The organism is Actinomadura nitritigenes, from assembly GCF_017573545.1.
GTDB lineage: Bacteria > Actinomycetota > Actinomycetes > Streptosporangiales > Streptosporangiaceae > Spirillospora > Spirillospora nitritigenes.
This window is the reverse complement of the sequence record NZ_JAGEOK010000048.1, coordinates 15,692-38,762: the sequence shown is the minus strand read 5'-3', so window position 1 is coordinate 38,762 and position 23,071 is coordinate 15,692. Positions and strand designations below refer to the sequence as shown.

At 72.8% G+C, this 23,071-nt stretch carries 24 protein-coding genes; 11 read left to right on the top strand and 13 right to left on the bottom strand.

Annotated elements, in window-relative coordinates:
- Window positions 1–11 precede the first annotated feature (11 nt).
- From aroH to J4557_RS44285, 11 genes are all read right to left on the bottom strand, one after another.
- Entirely contained in the window at window positions 12–374 is a 363-nt protein-coding gene (gene aroH / locus J4557_RS44335) for a chorismate mutase (protein ID WP_151597548.1), read from the bottom strand.
- Window positions 375–410: 36 nt separating this feature from the next.
- A complete protein-coding gene (locus tag J4557_RS44330; RefSeq protein ID WP_208273118.1) occupies window positions 411–1,142 on the bottom strand; it encodes a pseudouridine synthase in 732 nt (243 codons plus the stop codon).
- Window positions 1,139–1,819, bottom strand: coding sequence for an SMC-Scp complex subunit ScpB (gene scpB / locus J4557_RS44325; protein WP_208273116.1), 681 nt, complete (start codon window positions 1,817–1,819; stop codon window positions 1,139–1,141). Before scpB ends, J4557_RS44330 begins: the two co-directional genes overlap by 4 nt.
- Window positions 1,812–2,747, bottom strand: a complete 936-nt coding sequence (locus J4557_RS44320; protein ID WP_208273171.1) for a segregation and condensation protein A — start codon at window positions 2,745–2,747, stop codon at window positions 1,812–1,814. Before J4557_RS44320 ends, scpB begins: the two co-directional genes overlap by 8 nt.
- Before the next feature lie 71 nt (window positions 2,748–2,818).
- Window positions 2,819–3,619, bottom strand: a complete 801-nt coding sequence (locus tag J4557_RS44315; protein ID WP_208273109.1) for a SecDF P1 head subdomain-containing protein — start codon at window positions 3,617–3,619, stop codon at window positions 2,819–2,821.
- Between the two features lie 28 nt (window positions 3,620–3,647).
- On the bottom strand, window positions 3,648–4,121 hold the full coding sequence (locus tag J4557_RS44310; protein ID WP_208273108.1) for a hypothetical protein: 474 nt from the start codon (window positions 4,119–4,121) through the stop codon (window positions 3,648–3,650).
- Complete coding sequence (locus tag J4557_RS44305; RefSeq protein WP_307800564.1) at window positions 4,103–4,969, bottom strand: ParA family protein; 867 nt, start codon at window positions 4,967–4,969, stop codon at window positions 4,103–4,105. The genes J4557_RS44310 and J4557_RS44305 overlap by 19 nt, the downstream gene beginning before the upstream one ends.
- Window positions 4,970–5,157: 188 nt before the next feature.
- Complete coding sequence (xerD, locus tag J4557_RS44300) at window positions 5,158–6,072, bottom strand: site-specific tyrosine recombinase XerD (RefSeq protein ID WP_307800558.1); 915 nt, start codon at window positions 6,070–6,072, stop codon at window positions 5,158–5,160.
- Between the two features lie 326 nt (window positions 6,073–6,398).
- Window positions 6,399–7,067, bottom strand: coding sequence for an NUDIX domain-containing protein (locus J4557_RS44295; RefSeq protein WP_372442591.1), 669 nt, complete (start codon window positions 7,065–7,067; stop codon window positions 6,399–6,401).
- Window positions 7,068–7,072: 5 nt separating this feature from the next.
- On the bottom strand, window positions 7,073–8,746 hold the full coding sequence (pyrG, locus tag J4557_RS44290) for a CTP synthase (protein WP_208273106.1): 1,674 nt from the start codon (window positions 8,744–8,746) through the stop codon (window positions 7,073–7,075).
- Window positions 8,747–8,926: 180 nt separating this feature from the next.
- Window positions 8,927–10,570, bottom strand: coding sequence for a hypothetical protein (locus J4557_RS44285; protein ID WP_208273105.1), 1,644 nt, complete (start codon window positions 10,568–10,570; stop codon window positions 8,927–8,929).
- A 499-nt stretch (window positions 10,571–11,069) separates the two neighbouring features.
- Here J4557_RS44285 and pip point away from each other — a divergent pair, with 499 nt between their 5' ends.
- The 9 genes from pip (at window position 11,070) to ehuA (ending at window position 19,185) form a co-directional block, all read left to right on the top strand.
- On the top strand, window positions 11,070–12,038 hold the full coding sequence (pip, locus tag J4557_RS44280; RefSeq protein ID WP_208273104.1) for a prolyl aminopeptidase: 969 nt from the start codon (window positions 11,070–11,072) through the stop codon (window positions 12,036–12,038).
- A 582-nt stretch (window positions 12,039–12,620) separates the two neighbouring features.
- Window positions 12,621–13,169, top strand: a complete 549-nt coding sequence (gene ectA / locus J4557_RS44275; RefSeq protein WP_208273103.1) for a diaminobutyrate acetyltransferase — start codon at window positions 12,621–12,623, stop codon at window positions 13,167–13,169.
- A gap of 130 nt (window positions 13,170–13,299) precedes the next feature.
- Window positions 13,300–14,562, top strand: a complete 1,263-nt coding sequence (gene ectB, locus J4557_RS44270; RefSeq protein WP_208273101.1) for a diaminobutyrate--2-oxoglutarate transaminase — start codon at window positions 13,300–13,302, stop codon at window positions 14,560–14,562.
- A gap of 53 nt (window positions 14,563–14,615) precedes the next feature.
- Window positions 14,616–15,011: an ectoine synthase gene (locus tag J4557_RS44265; protein ID WP_208273099.1), complete on the top strand. Its 396-nt coding sequence runs from the start codon at window positions 14,616–14,618 to the stop codon at window positions 15,009–15,011.
- Window positions 15,008–15,916 (top strand): ectoine hydroxylase, encoded by a 909-nt coding sequence (gene thpD / locus J4557_RS44260; protein ID WP_208273097.1) that lies wholly within the window; start codon window positions 15,008–15,010, stop codon window positions 15,914–15,916. Before J4557_RS44265 ends, thpD begins: the two co-directional genes overlap by 4 nt.
- A 119-nt stretch (window positions 15,917–16,035) precedes the next feature.
- Window positions 16,036–16,929 (top strand): ectoine/hydroxyectoine ABC transporter substrate-binding protein EhuB, encoded by an 894-nt coding sequence (gene ehuB / locus J4557_RS44255; protein WP_208273095.1) that lies wholly within the window; start codon window positions 16,036–16,038, stop codon window positions 16,927–16,929.
- Between the two features lie 3 nt (window positions 16,930–16,932).
- The gene (gene ehuC, locus J4557_RS44250; RefSeq protein WP_208273093.1) at window positions 16,933–17,649 is read left to right on the top strand and encodes an ectoine/hydroxyectoine ABC transporter permease subunit EhuC; all 717 of its coding nucleotides are present in this window, start codon (window positions 16,933–16,935) and stop codon (window positions 17,647–17,649) included.
- Window positions 17,649–18,302, top strand: coding sequence for an ectoine/hydroxyectoine ABC transporter permease subunit EhuD (ehuD, locus tag J4557_RS44245; RefSeq protein WP_208273091.1), 654 nt, complete (start codon window positions 17,649–17,651; stop codon window positions 18,300–18,302). Before ehuC ends, ehuD begins: the two co-directional genes overlap by 1 nt.
- On the top strand, window positions 18,289–19,185 hold the full coding sequence (ehuA, locus tag J4557_RS44240) for an ectoine/hydroxyectoine ABC transporter ATP-binding protein EhuA (RefSeq protein ID WP_208273089.1): 897 nt from the start codon (window positions 18,289–18,291) through the stop codon (window positions 19,183–19,185). Before ehuD ends, ehuA begins: the two co-directional genes overlap by 14 nt.
- Window positions 19,186–19,333: 148 nt before the next feature.
- Here the strand turns inward: ehuA and J4557_RS44235 are convergent, their stop codons facing one another.
- Complete coding sequence (locus tag J4557_RS44235) at window positions 19,334–19,978, bottom strand: TetR/AcrR family transcriptional regulator (protein WP_208273087.1); 645 nt, start codon at window positions 19,976–19,978, stop codon at window positions 19,334–19,336.
- Window positions 19,979–20,092: 114 nt separating this feature from the next.
- Window positions 20,093–20,746 carry an HD domain-containing protein gene (locus J4557_RS44230; RefSeq protein WP_208273084.1) on the bottom strand — a complete coding sequence of 218 codons (654 nt, stop codon included), beginning with the start codon at window positions 20,744–20,746 and terminating at the stop codon, window positions 20,093–20,095.
- 102 nt (window positions 20,747–20,848) lie between these two features.
- On the opposite strand from J4557_RS44230, the gene J4557_RS44225 reads away from it, so the two are divergent.
- Together J4557_RS44225 and J4557_RS44220 are read left to right on the top strand one after the other, a co-directional pair.
- Window positions 20,849–21,826, top strand: a complete 978-nt coding sequence (locus J4557_RS44225) for a GlxA family transcriptional regulator (RefSeq protein ID WP_208273082.1) — start codon at window positions 20,849–20,851, stop codon at window positions 21,824–21,826.
- An 82-nt stretch (window positions 21,827–21,908) separates the two neighbouring features.
- On the top strand, window positions 21,909–23,069 hold the full coding sequence (locus J4557_RS44220) for a thiolase family protein (protein ID WP_208273080.1): 1,161 nt from the start codon (window positions 21,909–21,911) through the stop codon (window positions 23,067–23,069).
- Window positions 23,070–23,071 lie beyond the last annotated feature (2 nt).

The following is a 23,071-nucleotide window of genomic DNA, read 5'->3' as shown; positions in this document are numbered from 1 at the left end:
TGCTCGCACCGCTATTGCGCGATGTCCAGCCGGAGCGCCTTGGCGCCGCGCAGGTACACGTGCTGGACCTCCGCGCGCGGGCGGTCCGTCGCGACGTGCGCCATCAGCCGGATCACCCGCGGCAGCGCGTGCGGCACCGCGATCTCGCTCGCGCACATCAGCGGCACCTCCTGGAAGCCGAGCTTGCGCGCCGCGAGCGCCGGGAACTCCGCCGTGAGGTCCGGCGTCGCCGTGAACAGCACGCTGATCACATCGTCGGTGGTCAGCCCGTTGCGGCTCATGACCTCGCTCACCAGCTCGGTCGTCGCCGCCAGGATCTCCTCCCGGTCGTCGGCGTCCACCTGCGTCGCCCCGCGGACCGCGCGTACCGCCACGTCGTCCCTCTCCGTCCCGTCGATCGCCGGCCGGGCCTACAGCCCGACCACCTGGTACAGCTCGCCGATCTCCTGGACGGTCAGCGCCCGCATCCCGCCCGGCTTCAGCTGGCCGAGTTTGATCGGCCCGAACTCTATGCGGGCCAGCTGCTGCACCGGGAACCCGACCTCCTTCAGCAGCCGCCGCACGATGTGCTTGCGCCCCTCGTGCAGGGTGATCTCCACCAGCACGCGCCTGCCGACCTGGTCGAACACCCGGAACTTGTCGGCCTTGGCGGGGCCGTCGTCCAGCGTCACCCCGGCGCGCAGCCGCTTGCCGAGATCGCGCGGGATCGGCCCGTGGATCTCGGCGAGGTAGGTCTTGAACACCCCGTAGCTCGGGTGGGTGAGCCGGTGGGCGAGCTCGCCGTCGTTGGTGAGCAGGATCAGGCCCTCGGTGTCGGTGTCGAGCCGGCCGACGTGGAACAGCCGCTCCGGCACGTCCACGTAGTCCTCCAGGGACTTGCGGCCCCGCTCGTCCGACATCGTGCTGACCACGCCGCGCGGCTTGTTGATCATGTAGTACCGCATCTCGGCGCGCGTCTCGACCCGCTTGCCGTCCACGTGGATCACGGCCCGCTGCGGGTCGACCCGCTCGCCGAACCGGAACACCCGCTTGCCGTCGACGGTCACGCGGCCCTCGCCGATCAGCTCCTCGCAGTGCCGGCGGCTGCCGATCCCGGCCTCGGCCAGCACCTTCTGCAGCCGCACGCCCTCGTTGTCAGTCACGTTTCCTCAACTATGTCTTCTGGCAGGTCGTCGGGGAGGAAGGGGGCCAGCTCCGGCAGCTCGCCGAGGTCGCGCAGCCCCAGCCGCTCCAGGAAGTACCCGGTGGTCCGGTACAGGTGCGCGCCGGTCTCCGGCTCCTGGCCGGCGTTCTCGATCAGGCCGCGCAGCGTGAGCGTCCGCATCACGCCGTCGCTGTTGACGCCGCGGACCGCCGACACCCGCGCCCGGCTCACCGGCTGCCGGTAGGCGACGACCGCGAGGGTCTCCAGCGCGGCCTGCGTCAGCCGGGCCTGCTGGCCGTCGGTGACGAACCGCTCCACCACCGGGGCGCACACGTCCCGGGTGTAGAACCGCCAGCCGCCGGCGACCTCCCTGAGGTCGAACCCCCGGCCCTGCTCGGTGTATTCCGCGGCCAGCTCCCGCAGCGTCGCGGCGACCTCGCCGCGCGGCCGCTCCAGCAGCTGGGCCAGGGTGATCTCGGCGACCGGCTCGTCCACCACCAGCAGGATCGCCTCGATCGAGGCGCGCAGGCCCGGCTGCCCCTCGCCGCCGGCCCCGGACGCCCGCTCCCCCGCCTCATCCGGCGCCTCGGCCTGCGGCGCCTCGGCCTGGGGCTGGTCGGGCGCGTCCTGCGGGGGGCGTTCCTCCGGCGTGTCCGGGCCGGGTCCCTCAGTCATCGTCTTCCTCGTCCTTCCCGTCCTTCTCGGCCGCGTCCCGGGCCTCGCGGGAGCCCTCGTAGTCGTCGCCGACCGCCACGTCGCCGTCGTCGGTGCCGGTCCACGTGACGTGCAGCTCACCGAGCGGCTCGAGCTGCTCGAACGTGACGGCCCGCTCCCGGTACAGCTCCAGCAGCGCCAGGAACCGCGCGACGACCTCGTAGGTGCCGTCGGCGTCGGACGCCAGGACGCGGAACGTGGTCTTGCGGAGCCGCCGCAGCTTCTCCACGACGATCGCGGCCTGCTCCTTGACGCTCGCCTTCGGCTGGTACATGTGCTCGACCGACACCGAGGGCGGCGCCTTCGGGGCGAGGGCCTTGGCGGCGAGCCGGGCGAACTCCTCCGGGCCGAGGCCGAGCAGCACCTCCGGCAGCATGTTGGCGAACTTCGGCTCCATCGGCACCACACGCGGGAACCGCCTGGCCGCGTCGGCCATCCGGGCGGCGAGCACCTGCGCGACCTCCTTGTACGCGCGGTACTGCAGCAGCCGGGCGAACAGCAGGTCGCGGGCCTCCAGCAGGGCCAGGTCCTCCTCGTCGTCGACCTCGCCGGACGGCAGCAGCCGCGCCGCCTTCAGATCCAGCAGGGTCGCGGCGACCAGCAGGAAGTGGCTGGCCTGGTCGAGGTCCCAGTCCTTGCCGTAGGAGCGGATGTGGGCGATGAAGTCGTCGGTGACCTTGTGCAGGGACACCTCGGTGATGTCGAGCTTGTGCTTGGAGATCAGCCCGAGGAGCAGGTCGAACGGGCCGTCGAAGTTGTCGAGGTGGACGCGGAAGCCCTGCCCCTCGGCCTGCTCCTGCCCCTCGCCCTCGCTCCGCTCCGGCGCCGTCTCGTCCACGTCGCTCACGGTAGCGGAGGACGCCGCCCGCCCCGTGCTCCCCGGCAACATGCTCACCGGCCACATCGTCCCATGCCCGGCGGGGTGCGGGCGCCCGGCGGCCGGGCGCGGGCGGGCCGCCGTCAGGAGGGGCGGCGTCCGGCGATCCGGGCGACGAGGTCCTCGGCCTGGCCGCGGGTGAAGGAGCCGGTGATCTGCAGGGAGCCGCCGGTGATGGGGCCGCCGTTGACCGCCGGCGCCGACAGCACCCGCCCGCCGACGACCATCGCGATCTGCTGCCCGGGCGTCCCGGGCTGCTGCCGCGCCGCCGCCGCGGTGAGGCCGGCGAACGCCTGCGCGTCCGCCCTGGTGAGGCCGATCTGGATCGTCCACGACGTGGTCACGCCGGACGGCGGCTCGGCCTTCATGCGCTCGACGCGGCGGACGGTCATGCCGCCGCCGGCGAGCCGGTAGCAGGACGTCCCGGACGCCTCCGGCAGCGTCCCGGCCGCGCAGGGCGCCTGGGAGACCGCCGCGACCTGCTGGAGCGTCAGCGGCTGCCGGAGGTCGGTCGGCCCGCCGTCGTAGCCGTCGCCGTCGCCGCCGCCGGCCGCCAGGTAGACGGCCGCGCCGGCGGCCACGAGAAGGAGGACGAGCGCGACGGCGCCGCCGATGATCAGCGGCGTCCGGCGCGGGGGCCGCGCGGGCGGCGGGTACCGCACGTCGGCGCCCGGCAGCGGGTAGGCGGCCGGCGCCGCTCCGGGCGGAGGCGCGTCGGGAGGCGTGCCAGGGAGGGGCGGTCCGGGCGGGGGCATGCCGACCGGTGGCGAGGGCGCGTACGGCGGGGGCGGCGGGCCCTCGCCCGAGGGCGGCGGGGCGTAGATGGGCGGCGGGGGCCGGAACGGCTCGAGCGGCTCCGGCGGCTCGTCGGGGGGCTGGGCCATGCTGATCCCTACCGTGCGGGGATGGCGGTCAGGACATGTCGCGCAGGCGCCGGACGAGCGTGCTGTGCTCGCCGTGCGCGTCGAAGTCGCCGATCATCGCCGCGACCGCCTCGCGGACCAGCCGGCCCCGGTCGACGGGCAGGGCGTGGTCGGCGCGCAGCCGCAGCCGCAGCTGCTCCAGCGCGAGCAGTTCGTCGGAGGAGATGTACACGGTGATCTTGGAGTCGTGGCGCTGGCGCCCGGTGGGGCGGCGCCCCGCGTCCGGCACCGCGATCCGGGACGGGCCGGCGCCCGGCACCGCGCGCTCCGCACCGGCGCGTTCCGGAGCCGCGTACTCCGGGGCGGTGTACTCGGGAGCGGTGTACTCCGGGACGGCGCGCTCCGTCCGGCCGCGCCCGGGTGCGGGCGGGTTGCCGGACGTGCCGGGAGCGGGGCCGGGCGGGGGCGCGGTGGGCCGGAAGATCTCATCGACACCGGGCAGCCTTACCCGACGTGAGCCCACCTTCCGAGCACCTCCCGCGCCAGACCCCGGTATGCGTTCGCGCCCATCGAGTTCGGGTCGAAGTACGTGATCGGCTCCCCGGCGACGGTCGCGTCAGGAAACCGTACCGTGCGGTTGATGACCGTGTGGAAGACCTTGTCACCGAAGGCCTCGACGATGCGGCCGAGGACCTCGCGGGTGTGCAGGGTCCGGGAGTCGTACATGGTGCCGAGCACGCCGTCGATCACCAGGCCCGGGTTGATCCGGCCCTGCACCTTGTCGATGGTCTCCATCAGCAGCGCGACGCCGCGCATCGCGAAGTACTCGCACTCCAGCGGGATCAGCACGCCCTCGCTGGCGGCCAGCGCGTTCACGGTCAGCAGGCCGAGCGACGGCTGGCAGTCGATCAGGATGTAGTCGTAGTGCGGGACCGCCGACTTCAGCGCGCCCTGCAGGATGTACTCGCGGCCGACCTCGTGGACGAGCTGGACCTCGGCGCCGGACAGGTCGATGTTGCTCGGCAGCAGGTCCATGCCGTCGACGCCGGTCTCCAGGACGATGTCCTCCCACTCGGTGTCGCGTTCGAGCAGCAGGTTGTGGATCGTCATGTCGAGCTGGCGCGGGTCGCCCTTGCCGAGGCCGACCGACAGGGCGCCCTGCGGGTCGAAGTCGACGAGCAGCACCCGGCGGCCGTACTCGGCGAGCGCGGCGCCCAGGTTGATCGTCGTGGTGGTCTTGCCGACGCCGCCCTTCTGGTTGCAGATGGCGACGATGCGGGCGGGTCCGTGCTCCGCCAGCGGCTCCGGCTCCGGAAAGACGGGCACGGGTCGCTGAGTCGGGCCGAGGGCCCGACTCGGATCGGTCTCTATGGTGGCGGAGGAGAGGACTCCATGCCCGCCGTTCGTGCTGGTCACCAGATCCCTCCCCGGCGGCCGGGAATGCCGTCCAGAACGGGGACTCTAGGGCCCCGTCCCCTGCGTCTCAAGCCGACGCGCGCCGAGTGTCGGTATTTGTCGCGGCGCCGCGGCCGTGCGTCCCAGCGTGCGCGGCGGGCGCCTCAGCTCCGGGCGCGCGGATGCGAGGTGGCGTACACCTCGCGCAGCAGCTGGACCGTCACCAGAGTGTAGACCTGCGTGGTCGTCACGGAGGCGTGTCCGAGCAACTCCTGGACGACGCGCACGTCGGCGCCGCCGTCGAGCAGGTGGGTGGCGAACGAGTGCCGCAGCGTGTGCGGCGACACCTGCGACAGCCGCGCCCGGTCGGCGGCGGCGCGCAGCACCATCCAGGCGCCCTGCCGCGACAGCCGCCCGCCGCGCGCGTTGAGGAACAGCGCGGGGCCGCCGCGCCCGGCGCCGGCGAGCTCGGGGCGCGCGCGGACGAGGTAGGCGTCGACGGCCCGCACCGCGTAGTCGCCGATCGGGACGATCCGGGCCTTGCCCCCCTTGCCGGCGACGCGGGCGAACCCGTCGGCGAGGTCGAGGTCGTCGACGTCCAGGCCGACCGCCTCGGAGATCCGGGCGCCGGACCCGTACAGCAGTTCCAGCAGCGCGCGGTCGCGCAGGCCGCGGGCGGTGCCGGCGTCGCCGTCGGACGGTCCGGCGGCGGCCGCGAGCAGCCGCTCGACCTCCTCGAGCGTGATGGCCTTGGGGAGCCGCCGCGGCGGTGCCGGCGGTTTGACGTCGTGCGCCGGGTCGTCGGACGCGAGGCCCTCGCGCAGCGCGAACCGGTGCAGCCCCCTGACGGCGACGAGCGCGCGCGCCGCCGACCCGGCCGACAGCGGCGGATGCTCCTCGTCGCCCTCTCGCAGGCCCACCAGGAACGCCCGGACGTCGTCCTCGGTGATGTCGGCGACGGAGCCGCGGCCCCGGCCCTCCTGCACCCGGGCGTAGCGGCGCAGGTCGCGGCGGTAGGAGGACAGGGTGTTGGCGGCGAGGCCGCGCTCGACGGCCAGGTGCCCCAGGTAGGTGCGCACCGCCGACTCGAGCGCGGAGCCGGTGCCCGGTTCGGGGTCGGCGTCCTGGGCGGGGGGCCGCTCGGCGGGCCGGCGGGTCGTGCTCGGGGACAGTGCGGCACCTCTTCTGACGGTCGGTCGGCTCGGTCGGGGTCGGCTCGAGGCGGGTCGCGACGTGCCCATCATGCCCCCTCCCGCGGCGCGGCGCAGGGGTCCGCGGTGCGGCCGTGTCGCGTTTCTCACCGGCGCCGCCCCGCCCGGCCGCGCCGCCCGGCCGGGATGCGGAACGCCCCGCCGTCCCGTACCGGGAGGCGGGGCGTTCCGCGTCGTGGGCGTCCGGGCCGGCGTCAGCCCTCCGGGGCGTCGACGGGGCGCAGGTCGCGGTGGCCGGAGGCGCGCGAGGCGTGCGCCGCGAGGATCCCGACGCACGCGATCATGTTGTGCACGTCGCCCGCGAGGACCTTGCGGACGGCCTCGTCCAGCGGCACCCACACGACCGGCATGTCGGCCTCCTCGTGCACCCGCTCGAAGTCGATCTCCTCGGCGGGCACCCGCACGAGGTCGCGGGCGAGGAAGATCCGGCTCCGCTCGTTCGACATCCCCGACGAGGGGAACACGTCGGCGAGGGTGTCCCAGCGCGCGGCCCGGTACCCGGCCTCCTCCAGCAGCTCCCGCTCGGCGAGCCTGTGCAGCGGCTCCCCCGCGACGTCGCGGAGCCCGGCGGGCGTCTCCCAGAGCAGCCGCCCGACGGGGTGCCGGTACTGGCGCAGCATCAGCACCCGGTCGCGGTCGTCGAGGGCGAGGACGCCGACGGAGCCGAGGTGCTCGATGACGTCGCGGCCGACGATCTCGGTGCCGCCGCCGGGGCCGCTCGGCATCTCGACGCGGTCGCGGCGGACGTTGAACACGTGCCCCGTGAACGCGGTGGACTCCTCGACGACCTTCCAGCGCTCCGGCCGGTCGCGGACGTCGTCCGGGCCGAGTTCGGGGCCGAGCTCGGGGCCGGTGCCCGGCACGGCGGTCACGACGCGTCCGCGGCGCGCGCGTCGGCGTACTCGATCGCCGCGGAGACCAGCCCGGTGAACAGCGGGTGCGGGCGGGTCGGCCGGGACCGGAACTCCGGGTGCGCCTGGGTGCCGACGAAGAACGGGTGGACCTCGCGGGGCAGCTCCACGTACTCGACGAGCCGGCCGTCCGGCGACAGCCCGGAGAACCGCAGGCCCGCCTCCTCCAGCCGGTCGCGGTAGGCGTTGTTGACCTCGTAGCGGTGCCGGTGCCGCTCGGAGACCTTCGCCTCCCCGTACAGCTCCCGCACCACCGACCCGTCGGCGAGGTCGGCCGGGTAGAGGCCGAGCCGCATCGTGCCGCCCATGTCGCGCTCGCCGGCGACCACGTCGACCTGGTCGGCCATGGTCGCGACCACCGGGTGCGCCGTGGTCGCGTCGAACTCGGCGCTGCCGGCGTCGGCGAGCCCGGCGAGCGTCCGCGCCGCCTCGATCACCATGCACTGCAGGCCGAGGCAGATGCCGAGCAGCGGGACGCGGTTCTCGCGGGCGTGCCGGATCGCGCCGAGCTTGCCCTCGATGCCGCGGACGCCGAACCCGCCGGGGATCAGCACGCCGTCGACGCCGTCCAGCTCCCGCTTGGCGCCCTCGGGCGTCGCGCAGTCGTCGCTCTTCACCCAGCGGATGTGCACCTTGGCGTCGTTGCCGAACCCGCCGTGCCGCAGCGCCTCCGTCACCGACAGGTAGGCGTCGGGCAGGTCGATGTACTTGCCGACCAGCGCGATCGTGACCTCGCGGGCGGGCTTGTGGACGCGGCGCAGCAGCCGGTCCCAGGCGCCCCAGTCGACGTCCCGGAACGGCAGCCCGAGCCGGCGCACCACGTAGGCGTCGAGGCCCTCGGCGTGCAGCACCTTCGGGATGTCGTAGATGGACGCGGCGTCGACCGCGGACACCACGGCCTCGCGGTCCACGTCGCACATCAGGCTGATCTTGTGCTTGAGGCCGTCGGTGATCGGCCGGTCCGACCGGCACACGATCGCGTCGGGCTGGATGCCGATGGAGCGCAGCGCGGCGACCGAGTGCTGCGTCGGCTTGGTCTTCAGCTCGCCGGACGGGCCGATGTAGGGCAGCAGCGACACGTGCAGGAAGAAGCAGTTGTCGCGGCCGATCTCGTGCCGGATCTGCCGCACCGACTCCAGGAACGGCAGCGACTCGATGTCGCCGACGGTCCCGCCGACCTCGGTGATGACGATGTCGACGTCGGTGTCGTCCGCCATCCCGCGGATGCGGTCCTTGATCTCGTTGGTGATGTGCGGGATCACCTGCACGGTGTCGCCGAGGTACTCCCCGCGCCGCTCCTTGGCGATCACGTTGGAGTAGACCTGGCCGGTGGTGACGTTCGCGGACCCGTGCAGCTCGGTGTCCAGGAACCGCTCGTAGTGGCCGATGTCCAGGTCGGTCTCGGCGCCGTCGTCGGTGACGAACACCTCGCCGTGCTGGAACGGGTTCATGGTGCCGGGGTCGACGTTGAGGTAGGGGTCCAGCTTCTGCATGGTGACCCGCAGCCCGCGAAGGGTGAGAAGCCGCCCCAGGCTGGAGGCCGTCAGTCCCTTGCCGAGGCTGGAGGCGACACCGCCGGTGACGAAGAGGTGCTTGGTAGGACGTGATCTACCAGTGGCTGCCGAAGGCAAGAAGGCGCTCCCGTGGTCGTTGCGAGGCGGCGTTCCGACGTGCTCGGTACCGCACTGTCCACGGGCCACCAGGATAACAGCCGGGCACGGGTGCGCCATCCCGGGCGTCCCCCGCTCCCGCTGGTCAGAGGGTGTGGGGCGGGCGGCCCGCGCCCCCCGGCCCGTGGGCCGGGGGGTTTCTCAGAGCCGCGGGGTGGCCGCGGTGGGCATGATCGTGCGCAGCTGGCGGGTCAGCTCGTCGATCAGGGATCGGGCCTGGTCGGCGGCCTGCCGGGCGGCGTCGCGCTCCTGGGACAGCTCGGCGATCTGCGCCCGCTGCTCGGTGACGGCCTGGGCGAGCTGGTCGACCCACTGGTCGCGCTCGGCGAGCTTCTCGGCGACCGCGTCGCGCTCGGCGGCCATCTGCCGCATCCCCGCGACCGCCTTGTCGCGCTCCCGGCCGGCCTGGTCGGCGCGGCCCCGGGCGAGGGTCAGCTCCGACTCGGCGCGCGCCTGCGACTGCACCGCGGCCTCCCGGGTGCGGTCGGCGGCCTCCCGGGCCTTGGCGCTGGCGTCGCGCTCGCGCTCGGCCTTCTTGGCGGCCTCGAGCGACTGCGCGGCGGTGTCGAGGGCCTGCTGGCGCTCGGCCTCGGCGGCCTCGGCGCGGGTGATCGCCTCCTGCGCGCGGCGCTCGGCGTCCTGAGCGCGCCGCTCCGCCTCCTGGGCCCGGCGCTCGTTCTCCTGGGCGCGGCGCTCGGACTCCTGCGCGCGGCGGCGCGTCTCGTCGGCCTCCTTGCCGGCGGCGACGACGGCGTGCTGCAGGTTCTGCGCGGTCATCTCCGCGTCGGTCACCTTGGAGCGCAGCGCCGACAGCTCGCTGTGCGCGGCCTCCAGGGCGCGCGACAGCTCGGTGGCCTGCTCGGTGACCCGGTCGCGCTCGGCCTCGGCGGAGCGGCGGCCGCCGACGGCGTCCTCGACGGCGCGCAGCGCGTCGTCGCGGGCCTCGCTCATCGCGTCGCGCTGCTGGATGGCCTGCCGGACGGTGGCCTCGGCCTCGGCGACGCGGCGCTCCGCCTGCTCGGCCTGCGCCCGCGCCTGCTCGGCCTGGCCCTGCGCCTGCTCCATCTGGGCACGCGCCTGCTCGGCCTGCGCCCGCGCCTGGTCGGCCTGCACGCGGGCCTGCTCGGCCTGCCCGCGCGCCTGGTCGGCCTGGGCCCGGCCCTGCTGCGCCTGGTTCCAGGCGGCCGCGGCGTCGCGCTGCGCGGCCTCCTTCTCCTGCTGCAGGGCGGCGATCTGGGTGACGGCCTCGTTCTGCACCTCGCCGGCGCGCCGCTCGGCCTCCGCCACCTTGCGCTCGGCCTCGACGGCGCGGCGGTCGGCCTGCTCGGCCTGACCCCGGGCGCGCTGCACCTCGCCCCAGGCGGCGGCCGCGTCGCGCTGCGCCGACTCCTTCTCCGCCTGGATCGCCGCCACCTGCGAGGCGGTCTCGTTCTGCGCCTCGGTGACGCGGCGCTCGGCGTCGACGGCGCGGCGGTCGGCCTGCTCGGCCTGACCCCGGGCGCGCTGCACCTCGCCCCAGGCGGCCGCGGCGTCGCGCTGCGCCGACTCCTTCTCCGCCTGGATCGCCGCCACCTGCGAGGCGGTCTCGCTCTGCGCCTCGGTGACCTTGCGCTCTCCGGCGGCGAGCGCGTCGCCGATGAGGTCGGCCATCTGGCGCAGCCGCTCGACGATGTCCCAGGGCTGGGCCTCGGGCTGCTCGCCCTCGGGGCGTCCGGCGTCCGCGCCCTGGCCGGGCTGCTGGGGCTTGGCCATCTGGATCGGCTGCTGGGCGGCAGGCACGGGCACGTCGGACCCGCGGCCCGGGTCACGCCCCATCGCGGGCCAGGGAGAACCCGCGTCCGGGACTCCGCGCGAACCACCCGATCCGTTCAGCTCACTCACTGGTCTCCTCGCCTCGTGGTCCGGAGACGTTCGAGCGGGGCGCCGGGACGCCCCCTCGGGTCGCTGCGTTCCTCGCCTCTCGGCTCGTCACTTCGCTCACGTCTCCTCGCCGACGGCTCCGTCCGGGGGCCGTGTTCCGCGGGGGCTGTCATGGACATGGCGCTCGCGTCACTCCTCGCCCTTGGGCTCGTCGATCCGCTCACTGAAGGCACTCTAGTGCCGACCAGCGGAACGTTTGCCCAGTTTGGGGTTTAGTTTCGTGCTCGGCTCTCGGTGCGGACGGGGACCGCACGCCTGGTCACACCCGGTGCGGGCCCCCTGCCGCACCCCCAACGGTGCCACGGGTCACACCGCGCCGCGCGGGAAAGCGCGGACCCGGCCGCCGGGTGGGATGATCCGCAGCATGGAGCTTCGCACCCTGTATCCGCCGATCGAGCCCTACGACTCCGGGCTGCTCGACGTCGGCGACGGCAACCGGATCCACTGGGAGGTCTGCGGGAACCCGGACGGGAAGCCGGCGGTGATGCTGCACGGCGGGCCGGGCGGCGGGTGCAGCCCGGCGCACCGCCGGCAGTTCGACCCCGAGCGGTACCGGATCGTGCTGTTCGACCAGCGCAACTGCGGCCGGAGCCTGCCGCACGCCAAGGACCCGGCCGTCTCCCTGGAGGCGAACACGACCTGGCATCTCGTCGCCGACATGGAGCGGCTGCGCGAGCACCTCGGCATCGACCGGTGGCTGGTGTTCGGCGGGAGCTGGGGCAGCGCGCTGGCGCTGGCGTACGCGCAGACGCATCCGGACCGGGTGACCGAGATGGTGCTGCGCGGGATCTTCACGCTGCGGCCCTTCGAGCTGTACTGGTTCTACCAGGAGGGCGCGTCGCTCATCTTCCCCGACCTGTGGGAGAAGTACGTCGAGCCGATCCCGGAGGACGAGCGGGAGGACCTGATCTCCGCCTTCCACGAGCGCCTCGACTCCCTCGACCGGGACGTGCGGGTCGCGGCGGCGAAGGCGTGGGCGACGTGGGAGGGCTCGACGCTGACGCTGCGCCCGGACCCGGATCTCGCGGAGGGGTTCGGGGAGCCGGACTACGCGGTGGCGTTCGCGCGGATCGAGAACCACTACTTCATGAATGAGGGGTTCTTCGAGGACGAGCAGCTGATCCGGGATGTGGACCGGATCCGGCACATCCCGGCCGTGATCGTGCAGGGCCGCTACGACGTGTGCACGCCCGCGGCGACGGCATGGGACCTGCACCGCGCGTGGCCGGAGGCGGAGTTCCACATCGTGGACGACGCGGGGCACGCCTACAGCGAGCCGGGGATCCTGCACCGGCTCGTCGAAGCGACCGACCGTTTCGCGCAGTCCGGCTGAGCCGCCGTACCGGACGCACCTCAACCGCGTCCGCGGCATGACCGGAACGGGGCCGGGATCCCGCGTCCGCGCGGGGCCCGGCCGTGTCCGAAATGGCCTCCGGACCGCTCTCATCCTTACCGGTCCACTCACCTTGTCTTACCCGGCGGCAAGGGAGTCACCCCCTTGAAGGTGAGGGACCCGGGGCTCTCAGGGCCCGCCTCAACGCCTTGGCCCACATCCGCCCCACGGTCCCGCGCGGCGGCTCGACCTCCCGCGATGCGCAGTGACGCCGACCGCACCCCTCCCGTTGTCATCGGATCAGAGTGACTTACCTCACACAACCGATACACAAAAACGCGCGGCACGCGCGCGCGGAACATTAAGGTTGCGTTCAGGAAGGCGCTCCGCGCGCCCGTCCGCGAAGTCGCCAGTACCTCCTGCATATCGCGGGGAATGGCGCGCCACGGCCCCGAGAACGGTCGGCCGAAATTACCCCGAATTTGACAAGCGTTCTGCCATACCCGCTTGCCGCCGAGCTAAACATCCTGACGATAACATTACGGAACGATCACTCGGCGAGATTCGGTAAGTTGCCTGGACATGGCACCGCAACCCCTGGAATCACCGACCCGACGCCCCGATCCGGACGAGACGAGCGAGGACGTGCAACTCCAGGAGCCGAGCCTCACCGACGGCCCCGAACTGTGGCGGATCGCCCTGGACTCCAAGGTCCTGGACGTCAATTCGCCGTACAGCTACGCCCTCTGGTGCCGCGACTTCGCCGACACCTCCGTGGTGGCCCGCGACGGCGGCGGCGTCTGCGGTTTCGTCACCGGCTACGTGCGCCCGTCCCGCCCCGACACGTTCTTCGTGTGGCAGGTGGCGGTTGACGACGCCCATCGCGGGCAGGGATTGGCACGCCGCATGCTGGACCGCCTCGGCGACCGGCTGTCGGCCCGCGGCCACCGCTTCATGGAGGCCACGGTGACTCCGGACAACACAGCGTCGGAGGCGATGTTCGCCTCGTTCGCCCGGGCCCGCGGCTGCGACCTGACCCGCGAGCCGCTGTTCGAAGCGGAGCACTTCCCGGGCGGCGGACACGAACCCGAGGTGCTCTTCCGGATCGGCCCGTTCGGCCCCGCGACCTGACCCGCGGCCGGCGGAACCGCCGCCGGCCGGACCCCGAGTCCGTTCCCGACCCGTACGCATCCGCCCGGTGCCGTCCGGCACCGGCATCTCGCCCGAACCGCTCCCACCCCCGACCTGCCGGAGGCAGATCATGGACGTCTTCGCCCGTATGGAATCGGAAGTCCGCGGCTACTGCCGGGGCTGGCCCACGGTGTTCAGCACCGCCCAGGGCTCCCACATCACCGACGAGAACGGTCGCAGCTACCTCGATTTCTTCGCCGGCGCGGGAACCCTCAACTACGGACACAACAACCCTCAGCTGAAACGCCGGCTGATGGACTATCTCGCGGGCGACGCCATTGTGCACAGCCTCGACATGTACACCACCGCCAAGCGAGACTTCCTGGAACGATTCAACGAGTACGTGCTCGAGCCGCGCGGCCTCGACTACAAGGTCCAGTTCCCCGGTCCCGCGGGCAACAACTCGGTCGAGGCGGCGCTGAAACTCGCCCGCAAGTACACCGGCCGCGAGACCGTCGTCAGCTTCACCAACGCCTTCCACGGCATGACGCTCGGCGCGCTCGCGGTCACCGGGAACTCGATGAAGCGCACCGGCGCCGGCGTGCCGCTCGGGCACGGCGTCGCGATGCCGTACGACAACTACCTCGACGGCCGCACGCCCGACTTCCTGCTGTTCGAGACGATGCTCGACGACAGCGGCAGCGGCCTGGACAAGCCCGCCGCCGTGATCGTCGAGACGGTGCAGGGCGAGGGCGGCATCAACGTCGCCACCGCCGAGTGGCTGCGCGGCCTCCAGGACCTGTGCCACCGCCAGGACATCCTGCTCATCGTCGACGACGTCCAGATGGGCTGCGGCCGCACCGGCCCGTTCTTCAGCTTCGAGGAAGCCGGGATCACCCCGGACATCGTCTGCCTGTCCAAGTCCCTCAGCGGCTACGGGCTGCCGTTCGCGATCACCCTGATGAAGCGCGAGCTGGACGTGTGGGAGCCCGGCGAGCACAACGGCACCTTCCGCGGCTTCAACCCCGCGTTCGTCACCGCCATCGCCGCGCTGGAGGACTACTGGACCGGCGAGGGCCTGGAGAAGCAGACGCTCGCCAAGGGCCAGCAGGTCCAGACGGCGCTGGAGGAGATCGCCCTGGCGAACGCCGGCGCGATCGACACCGTCCGCGGCCGGGGCCTCGCCTGGGGCCTGGTGATGAAGGACGCGGAGATCGCGCCGCGGGTGTGCGCCGAGGCGTTCTCCCGCGGGCTGCTGATGGAGACGTCCGGGCCCGAGGGCGAGGTGGTCAAGCTGCTGCCGCCGCTCACCACGACCGAGACCGAACTGGCCCACGGCCTGGAGATCATCGCCGAGTCGGTCGACGCCGTCCGCACCGAGGTGGCGGTCTGACCCGGCCACCGGGCCGCACCGCCGCCGCGTAACACACCGGAAAAGAGGTTTTCATGATCGTTCGCTCCCTTGACGAGATCATCGGCACTGAACGCGACGTGCAGGCGCCGACGTGGTGCAGCCGCCGTTTCGTGCTGGCCAAGGAGGGCGTGGGGTTCTCGCTGCACGAGACGATCCTGTACGCGGGCACCGAGACGAAGATGTGGTACGCGAACCACATCGAGGCCGTCTACTGCATCGATGGCGAGGGCGAGCTCACCAACGATGAGACGGGCGAGAAGCACGACATCAAGCCGGGCGTGATGTACCTGCTCAACGGGCACGAGCACCACACCCTTCGCGCCCACACGGACGTCAAGACCGTGTGCGTCTTCAATCCCCCCTGCACCGGTCGGGAGGTCCACGACGAGAACGGGGTCTATCCGCTGCTCACCGAGGAGGACGCATGAGCATCATCGAGTCCCATCCGTCGATCGACGACGCCTACCCCACCCGCAAGGCCACCGAGGCGGCACTGCTCTACCGGCAGGACCCGGTCGTCTACGGCGGCCCCGGCGACGGCCCCGTCGACGCCGCCACCCTCGACTCCTTCGACCGCGACGGCTTCCTGTCCGTCGAGCAGCTGCTCGCGCCCGAGGAGGTCGAGGACTACCGCGCCGAGCTGCGCCGGCTGGCCTCCGACCCGCAGGTCCTGGCCGACGAGCGCACGGTCACCGAGCGCGGCTCCGACGAGGTCCGCTCCATCTTCGAGGTCCACAAGATCAGCGAGGTGTTCGGGCAGCTCGTCCGCGACCCGCGCGTGGTCGGCCGGGCCCGGCAGATCCTCGGCTCCGACGTGTACGTGCACCAGAGCCGGGTGAACTACAAGCCGGGATTCACCGGCAAGGACTTCTACTGGCACTCCGACTTCGAGACCTGGCACGCCGAGGACGGCATGCCGAGGATGCGCGCGGTGAGCATTTCCATCGCGCTCACGGAGAATTTCGTGCACAATGGCGGGCTAATGATCATGCCCGGTTCGCACAAGACCTTCGTGGCCTGTGTCGGGGCGACCCCGGCCGACCACTACAAGGAGTCGCTGCGCGGGCAGGAGATCGGCACCCCCGACCCGAACAGCCTGTCGATCCTCGCCGACAAGCACGGGATCGAGCTGTTCACCGGGCCCGCGGGCTCGGCCACCATGTTCGACTGCAACTGCATGCACGGCTCGAACGGGAACATCACCCCGTTCCCGCGCTCCAACGTGTTCATCGTGTTCAACAGCGTCGAGAACACGTGCGTCGAGCCGTTCTCCGCTCCGGCGCCGCGCCCGCCGTTCATCGGGGCGCGCGACTTCACCCCCGTCCGCGACTGACCCGCGACGCACCCCCGCTCCCAACTGCATATCCCCGACGACAGGTCCCGCGCCCGCGGGGGGCTCTCCACGGCCCCCCGCGGGCGCGGGCCCACCCCCCTCCCTGCAGGAGTTCAACGATGACTTCCTCGAGACGCGACTTCCTCCGCACCGCCGTTCTGCTGTCCGCCGCCGTCCCCCTGGCGGCGGCGGGCTGCTCCACGACGGATCCGGACAAGGAGGTCTCCGGCGGCGGCACCCTCGACAAGGCCAAGAAGGCCGGAAAGATCACCGTCGGGTTCGCCAACGAGGCCCCCTACGGCTACACCGACAAGGACGGCAAGCTGACCGGCGAGGCGCCGGAGCTGGCCCGCGCCATCTTCAAGAAGCTCGGCATCGACAAGGTCGAGGGCGTCCAGGTCGACTTCGGCGGCCTGATCGGCGGGCTCAACGCCAAGCGCTTCGACGCGATCGCCGCCGGCATGTTCATCACCCCCGAGCGGTGCGCGTCCGCCGCGTTCGCCAACCCCGAGTACGTCGCCAAGAGCGCCTTCATGGTGCCGAAGGGCAACCCGAAGAACCTGAAGAACCAGAACGACCCCGCGAAGGCCGGCGTCCGGGTCGGCGTGCTGACCGGCGCGGTCGAGCAGGGCTACGCCGAGAAGAGCGGCGTCAAGAAGAGCGACATCAAGACGTTCCAGGACCAGGCCAGCGCCTACGAGGGCCTGAAGTCCGGGCGCGTCGACTGCATCTGGCTGACCCGCATCTCCCTGGCCGACCTGCTGTCCAAGCACCAGGACGGCAAGTACGAGGTGACGGACGCGTTCACGCCCGTCATCGACGGCAAGGAGCAGCTCGGCGCCGGCGCGTTTGTGTTCCGCAAGGCCGACTCCGACCTGCTGAACGCCTGGAACACCCAGCTCGCGGCGCTGGAGAAGAGCAACCAGCTGCTGCCGATCCTGCAGCCGTTCGGGTTCACCCAGGCGGAGATGCCGAGCCCGGCCGACACCGCCGCCAAGTTCTGCCAGGGCTGACCTGTGTCGCAGGTCCTCGACAGCTATCACCAGTGGCTGGAGGGCGCGTGGCTGACCTTCCGGCTCACCGTCTTCGGCGGCGTGCTCGCGCTGGTGCTCGCCCTGCTCTTCGGGCTCGCGGGCACCGCGCGCAGCGGATGGGTCCGCGCGCTCAACCGGGTGTACGTGGAGTTCTTCCGCGGCACCGCGACGCTGGTGCTGCTCTACTGGTTCTTCTACGCGCTGCCCCTCATCGGCCTCCGGTTCACCACCCTGTTCGCGGCGGTCCTCGCGCTCGGCATGAACGTCGGCGCGTACGGCGCCGAGGTGGTGCGCGGCTCGATCAAGGCCGTCCCCAAGGCGCAGTACGAGGCGACGGTCGCGCTGAACTTCACGCCCGCGCAGCGGATGCGGCGCGTCCTGCTGCCGCAGGCGTTCGCGCTGATGCTGCCGCCGTTCGGCAACCTGCTCATCGAGCTGATGAAGGGCACCGCCATCGTCTCGCTCGTCGGCCTCGTCGACGTCACGCACGTGTCCAAGAACGTGCAGGGCAGCACCGGGCAGACCGTCTGGTCGTTCACCGTCGCGCTGGTGCTGTACTTCGTCATCGCGCAGGTCCTGCAGCTGTTCGTCCGGTACGCCGAACGGCGGGTGGACCGCATGCTCGGCCGCCGTCCCTCCCGTGAGCCCGACCTCGGGACGGTCGCGGCGGGCGCCCCCGGAGCGGGGGTGGCCGGCTGATGAGCTGGGACTGGAACTACACCGGCGACATCATCCCCGACCTGCTGGACGGGCTGCGCTACACCGTCATCGCGACGCTGGCCGGCTACGTCATCGCGGTGGTCCTCGGCCTGGTGTGGGCGATGCTGCGCCGCGCGCCGAACGTCGTCGTCAGCCAGGTGGTGCGATGGGTCACCGAGTTCATCCGGTCGACGCCGCTGATCCCGCAGCTGTACTTCGTGTACTACGTGCTGCCGTCGTGGGGCCTGACCATCGGGTCGCTCACCGCCGGGATCATCACGCTCGGGATCCACTACTCGACCTACACCGCCGAGGTGTACCGGGCGGGGATCTCCGATATCCCCAAGGGGCAGTGGGAGGCGTGCACCGCGCTGAACCTGCCGCGGTCGCGGGTGTGGCTGGACGTGATCCTGCCGCAGGCGATCCGCCGGGTGATCCCGACGCTGGGCAACTACCTGATCGCGATGTTCAAGGACTCGCCGATGCTGCTGGCGATCAACGTGACGGAACTGCTGCTGTCGGCGTACCAGGTCGGCTCGCGGAGCCTGCGGTTCCTGGAGCCGGTCACGCTGGTGGGTCTGCTGTTCATCATCGTCAGCGTCATTTCCTCGATTCTCGTCCGCCGCCTGGAGAGGCGTTATGCCACCAACTGACACCACACCGGAAGCCCCCACGCCCGAAGAGGAGTCCCCGGGCGTCTCCATCGGGAAGAAGGGCGTCCGCAAGGAGGACGGCGCCGGCGCGGCGGCCGCGCTGCCGCACGGCGACGCGCCCGGCATCCGCTTCGAGAAGGTCGTCAAGCGGTTCGGCTCCAACACCGTGCTGCGCGAGCTGGACTTCGCCGTGGAGCCCGGCGAGCGGGTAACGCTGATCGGGCCGAGCGGGTCGGGCAAGACGACGATCCTGCGGCTGCTGATGACGCTGGAGAAGCTCGACGACGGGCTGATCTGGATCGGCGACGACACCCTCTGGCACATGGACAAGGGCGGCCGGCGCGTCCCGGCCAACCAGAAGCACCTGCACGAGATGCGCAAGCAGGTCGGCATGGTGTTCCAGCAGTTCAACCTGTTCCCCAACATGAACGTGCTGCGCAACCTCACCGAGGGGCCGGTGCGGGTGCTCGGGGCGTCCAAGGACGAGGCGGTCGAGCGCGCCCGCGGCCTGCTGGACATGGTCGGGCTCTCCGACAAGGAGAACGCGCACCCGTCGCAGCTGTCCGGCGGGCAGCAGCAGCGGGTCGCGATCGCGCGGGCGCTGGCCATGCAGCCGAAGGTGCTGCTGCTGGACGAGGTGACCTCCGCGCTGGACCCGGAGCTGGTCGTCGGCGTGCAGGACCTGCTGCGCGACATCGCCCGCGAGAGCGACCTGACGATGCTGTGCGTCACGCACGAGATGACCTTCGCCAAGGACATCTCGAACCGGGTGCTGATGTTCGACCAGGGCCAGATCGTCGAGGAGGGCCCGCCGGACCGCATCTTCGGCGAGCCCGCCGAACAGCGCACCCGCGACTTCCTGCAGGCGGTGCTGGCCACGTGAGCCGGATCGGCCGCGTGAGCGGTGCCGGTCGCGTGAGCGGTGCCGGTCGCGTGAGCGGGAGCCCTGGCAGGGGCTAGTCTCGTCCCGTTCGACATCGCCCGCGTCCCCGTCGCCCCGGGGGCGCGGGCGATCCCCGTCGCGGGCGCCGTCAGGGCGCCTGCGGCGGCCGGCGAGTGATCATCGGGGCGAGGTGGCGGCGGGCGTAGCGGCGCGCGCGGTCGTCGTCGTCCAGCGGGACGCAGCCGTCCGGGGCCAGCACGAACGACAGCATCACCCGGATCAGCGTCTCGGCGGTGACGTCGGCGTCCTCCGCGACGTCCGGCGCGACGCCGTCCGCGGCGCGCAGCACCCCGGCCAGGAACGTCCGCGCCGCCGCGAGGAACGGGCCGCTGTCGACGGTCAGGAACGGCAGCAGCGCGTCCGGCTCCGTCGCCATCAGCCGCTGGAACAGCCCGTGCCCGCGGGCGTGCCGCAGCGTCACCACGAACCCCTCCGCGACCCGGTCGGAGACGTCCGGCAGGCCCTCCATGGCGGCGGTGAACACCTCGAGGAACCGCCGCACCTCCCGCAGCAGCACCGCCTCGACCAGCGCGTTCTTGGACGCGAACCGGCGGTAGACGGTGATCCGGGCGACGCCGGCGCGGCGCGCGACGTCCTCCATGGAGGCGCGGCGCAGCCCGAACTCGGCGAACTGCTCCAGCGCGGCATCGAGGACGCGCGCGCTGGTCGGGTCCGCGTCATGGTCGTGCGCGAGGACGCGGGCGAGCATGTTCTCGGGGGGAACGGCGGCCATCGCCCGCCAGCGTAGTCGGGTCCGTTCCGATCCCGGCCCGGTGCGCCCGCGCGCTGGACCGGGATCGCCGGCTCCGGGTGCGCGGGCGTGCGGGGGCGGCCGGCCTGGCCGGTGTCAGGCGACGCCGGGCCAGGCCGCCGCGGTCAGGTCCGTCCAGCGCGGCCGAGGGACGGCGGTGCCGAACTGGCAGGCCAGTTCGTACGGGAGCGAGCCGAGCGGGGCCTTGGCGGGGTTCTCGGCGATCTGCCCGACGATGATCTCGGCGAGGCCGCAGCCCGGCTCCAGCCGGGGGAACGCGGCGTGCGCGCGTCCGGCGACGCCGCCGGGGATCTTGTCCGCGTCCACGCCGGCGACGTCGGCGCTGGTCCCGGCGTGGGTGAGGGCGATCTCCGGGCGCATGCGGTGGGCGATGCCCCTGCTGGTGTGCAGGGCGACGGCCTCCCAGACGACGCGGGTCCGCTCGCCGTCGAACCCGCGCCCGGCGAGGAACCCGGCGGCGAGGTCGGCGCCGTCCACCTCGAAGCGGCTGCCGCCGTTCCCCTGCTCGGTCAGGCCGAGGTCGTGCAGTACGCACGCCAGGAACAGCGTCTCGTCGTCGTAGTCGGCGCCGGGCCGGAGCCCCCTCGCCTCCCCGATCGCGCGGGCGAACAGGTAGGTGCGGGCGCAGTGGTGCGCGAGGGCGGCCGGCCCGGCCGCGAAGACCAGGTCGTACGCCTGACGGGTCAGGTCGGTGTCGGGCAGCGAGAACTCGGCGAAACGGTCGGACACGAAGGCTCCTTGGACGCGGTGCTCGGGAACGCCACCGATCGTCCGATGCCGCGCGGCGCCCCAGCCAGTGTCCGGACCGCCGATGTGCGCTACGTTCTGGCCATGGCCGCTGAAGCGCATGTCGTCGCCGTGCTCGCGCTGGACGGGGTCGTGGCGTTCGACCTGGCCACGCCCGGCCAGGTGTTCGGGACGACGACCACGGCGGGCGGCGACCCGCTCTACGACGTCCGGGTCTGCACGCCGCCGGGCGGCGCGCGCACCTCCGCCGCGCTCGGCCGGATGCGCGTGGACGCCCCGTACGGCCTGGACGCGCTGGCGACGGCGGACACGATCGTCGTCCCCGGCCACGAGGAGGTCGCGGACGACCCGCCCGGCGAGGTCCTGGACGCGCTGCGGTCCGCGGCGGCGCGGGGCGCCCGGATCGCGTCCATCTGCGTCGGCGCGTTCGTCCTGGCCGCGGCGGGCCTGCTGGACGGGTACCGCGCCACGACCCACTGGTACTACGCGAGCGCTCTGGCGCGGCGGTATCCGGAGGTGGAGGTGGACCCGTCCGTCCTGTACGTCGACAACGGGCAGGTGCTCACGTCGGCGGGCGTCGCGGCGGGCGTGGACCTGTGCCTGCACGTCGTCCGCCGCGACCACGGCTCGGCGACGGCGGCGCGGACGGCCCGGCGGATCGTCATGCCGCCGCAGCGCGACGGCGGGCAGGCGCAGTTCATCCGGCACGACGAGCCGCCGGACGGCGGGGCGGCGCTGCAGCCGACGCTCGCCTGGCTGGAGGCGAACCTGCACCGTCCGCTGGCGCTGGACGACATCGCGCGGCAGGCGTCCTGCAGCGTCCGGACGCTGACCCGGCGGTTCCGGGAGCAGGCCGGGACGACCCCGCAGCAGTGGCTGTCGCACGCGCGGGTGCGCCGCGCCCAGCAACTGCTGGAGGACACCGACCTGCCGGTCGAGCGGGTGGCCGCCGAGGCGGGGTTCGGGTCGCCGGTGACGCTGCGCGCGCACTTCGCCCGCCGGGTCGGCGCGTCGCCGCTGGCCTACCGGGGCGCGTTCCGCGCGCGGTCCACCGGGGACTGATCGTCCGCCGCGGCCCCGGCGCCCCGCCTACCGAATGCTGTTCGGTACCGTGTCGGTGACGATGCGGGGAGGGATGCGACGAATGAGCGCTGCGATCGCCGGGCTGGGAATGACGGAGCTCGGCAGGGTGTACGGGCGCAGCCCGCGCCGGCTGGCGGCCGACGCGGTGCGGCTCGCCGCCGCCGACGCCGGCCTCGGCCTGGGCGACCTGGACGGGCTGCTGGTCAGCCACGGCATGGGCGGCTCGCCCGGGATCGAGCTCGCCGACACGCTCGGCCTGCGCGACCTGCGGCTGCTGACCCAGATGAACGCGTTCGGCGCGACCGCCGGGGCGATGGTGGCGCACGCGGCGATGTCCGTCATGAGCGGCGCCGCGACCACGGTCGCGTGCGTGTTCGCCGACGCGCCGCTGAAGCCGAAGCAGTCGGCGGGCTCGGCCTACAACCGCAGCGCCCGCGAATGGTACGGGTACGGCGGCATGACGGCGGCCCTCGGGCTGCGCAGCGTCAACTCCTTCTACGCGCTGGCGGCCCAGCGGCACATGTCCCGGTACGGGACGACGAGCGAGCAGCTCGGCGCGATCGCGGTGTCGACGCGGGAATGGGCGACCCGCAACCCCCTCGCGCAGATGCGCGAGCCGATCACGCTCGCCGACCACCAGGCGTCGCGGTGGGTGTCGGAACCCCTGCACCTGCTGGACTGCTGCCTGGTCTCCAACGGCGCGATCGCGGTGATCGTGACGAGCGCCGACCGCGCCCGCGACCTCGCCCGCCCGCCCGTCCACCTGTGGGGATGGGGCCAGGGCCACCCCGGGCACCGCAAGGAGCGCGGCAGCGACTTCGGGCTGACCACCGGCGCCGTCTCCTCCGGCGCGACCGCGATGAAGATGGCCGGCATCACCCCGTCCGACGTGGACGTGTGCGAGCTGTACGACTGCTACACCTACACCGTCCTCGTGTCCCTGGAGGACTACGGGTTCTGCGCCAAGGGCGAGGGCGGCGCGTTCGCCGCGTCCGGCGCGCTCGGCCCCGGCGGGTCGCTGCCCACCAACACCGGCGGCGGGCAGCTGTCGGCGTACTACATGTGGGGCTTCACCCCGCTGTCGGAGGCGGTCATCCAGGCGCGCGGCGACGGCGGGGAGCGGCAGGCGCCGTCCAACGACGTCGTCCTCGTCAGCGGCAACGGCGGCATCCTCGACCACCACTCCACCCTGATCGTCAGCCCGCACCCGAAGGGAGCATGACC

Bases quoted from the DNA above. Each gene is read 5' to 3' on its own strand.
- ehuB (WP_208273095.1), top strand. From the start codon at position 16,036: ATGACTTCCTCGAGACGCGACTTCCTCCGCACCGCCGTTCTGCTGTCC.
- J4557_RS44220 (WP_208273080.1), top strand. From the start codon at position 21,909: ATGAGCGCTGCGATCGCCGGGCTGGGAATGACGGAGCTCGGCAGGGTG.
- pip (WP_208273104.1), top strand. From the start codon at position 11,070: ATGGAGCTTCGCACCCTGTATCCGCCGATCGAGCCCTACGACTCCGGG.
- J4557_RS44235 (WP_208273087.1), bottom strand. From the start codon at position 19,978: ATGGCCGCCGTTCCCCCCGAGAACATGCTCGCCCGCGTCCTCGCGCAC.
- thpD (WP_208273097.1), top strand. From the start codon at position 15,008: ATGAGCATCATCGAGTCCCATCCGTCGATCGACGACGCCTACCCCACC.
- ehuA (WP_208273089.1), top strand. From the start codon at position 18,289: ATGCCACCAACTGACACCACACCGGAAGCCCCCACGCCCGAAGAGGAG.
- J4557_RS44315 (WP_208273109.1), bottom strand. From the start codon at position 3,619: ATGGCCCAGCCCCCCGACGAGCCGCCGGAGCCGCTCGAGCCGTTCCGG.
- J4557_RS44225 (WP_208273082.1), top strand. From the start codon at position 20,849: ATGGCCGCTGAAGCGCATGTCGTCGCCGTGCTCGCGCTGGACGGGGTC.
- ehuD (WP_208273091.1), top strand. From the start codon at position 17,649: ATGAGCTGGGACTGGAACTACACCGGCGACATCATCCCCGACCTGCTG.
- ectB (WP_208273101.1), top strand. From the start codon at position 13,300: ATGGACGTCTTCGCCCGTATGGAATCGGAAGTCCGCGGCTACTGCCGG.
- J4557_RS44320 (WP_208273171.1), bottom strand. From the start codon at position 2,747: ATGTTGCCGGGGAGCACGGGGCGGGCGGCGTCCTCCGCTACCGTGAGC.
- scpB (WP_208273116.1), bottom strand. From the start codon at position 1,819: ATGACTGAGGGACCCGGCCCGGACACGCCGGAGGAACGCCCCCCGCAG.
- ectA (WP_208273103.1), top strand. From the start codon at position 12,621: ATGGCACCGCAACCCCTGGAATCACCGACCCGACGCCCCGATCCGGAC.
- J4557_RS44265 (WP_208273099.1), top strand. From the start codon at position 14,616: ATGATCGTTCGCTCCCTTGACGAGATCATCGGCACTGAACGCGACGTG.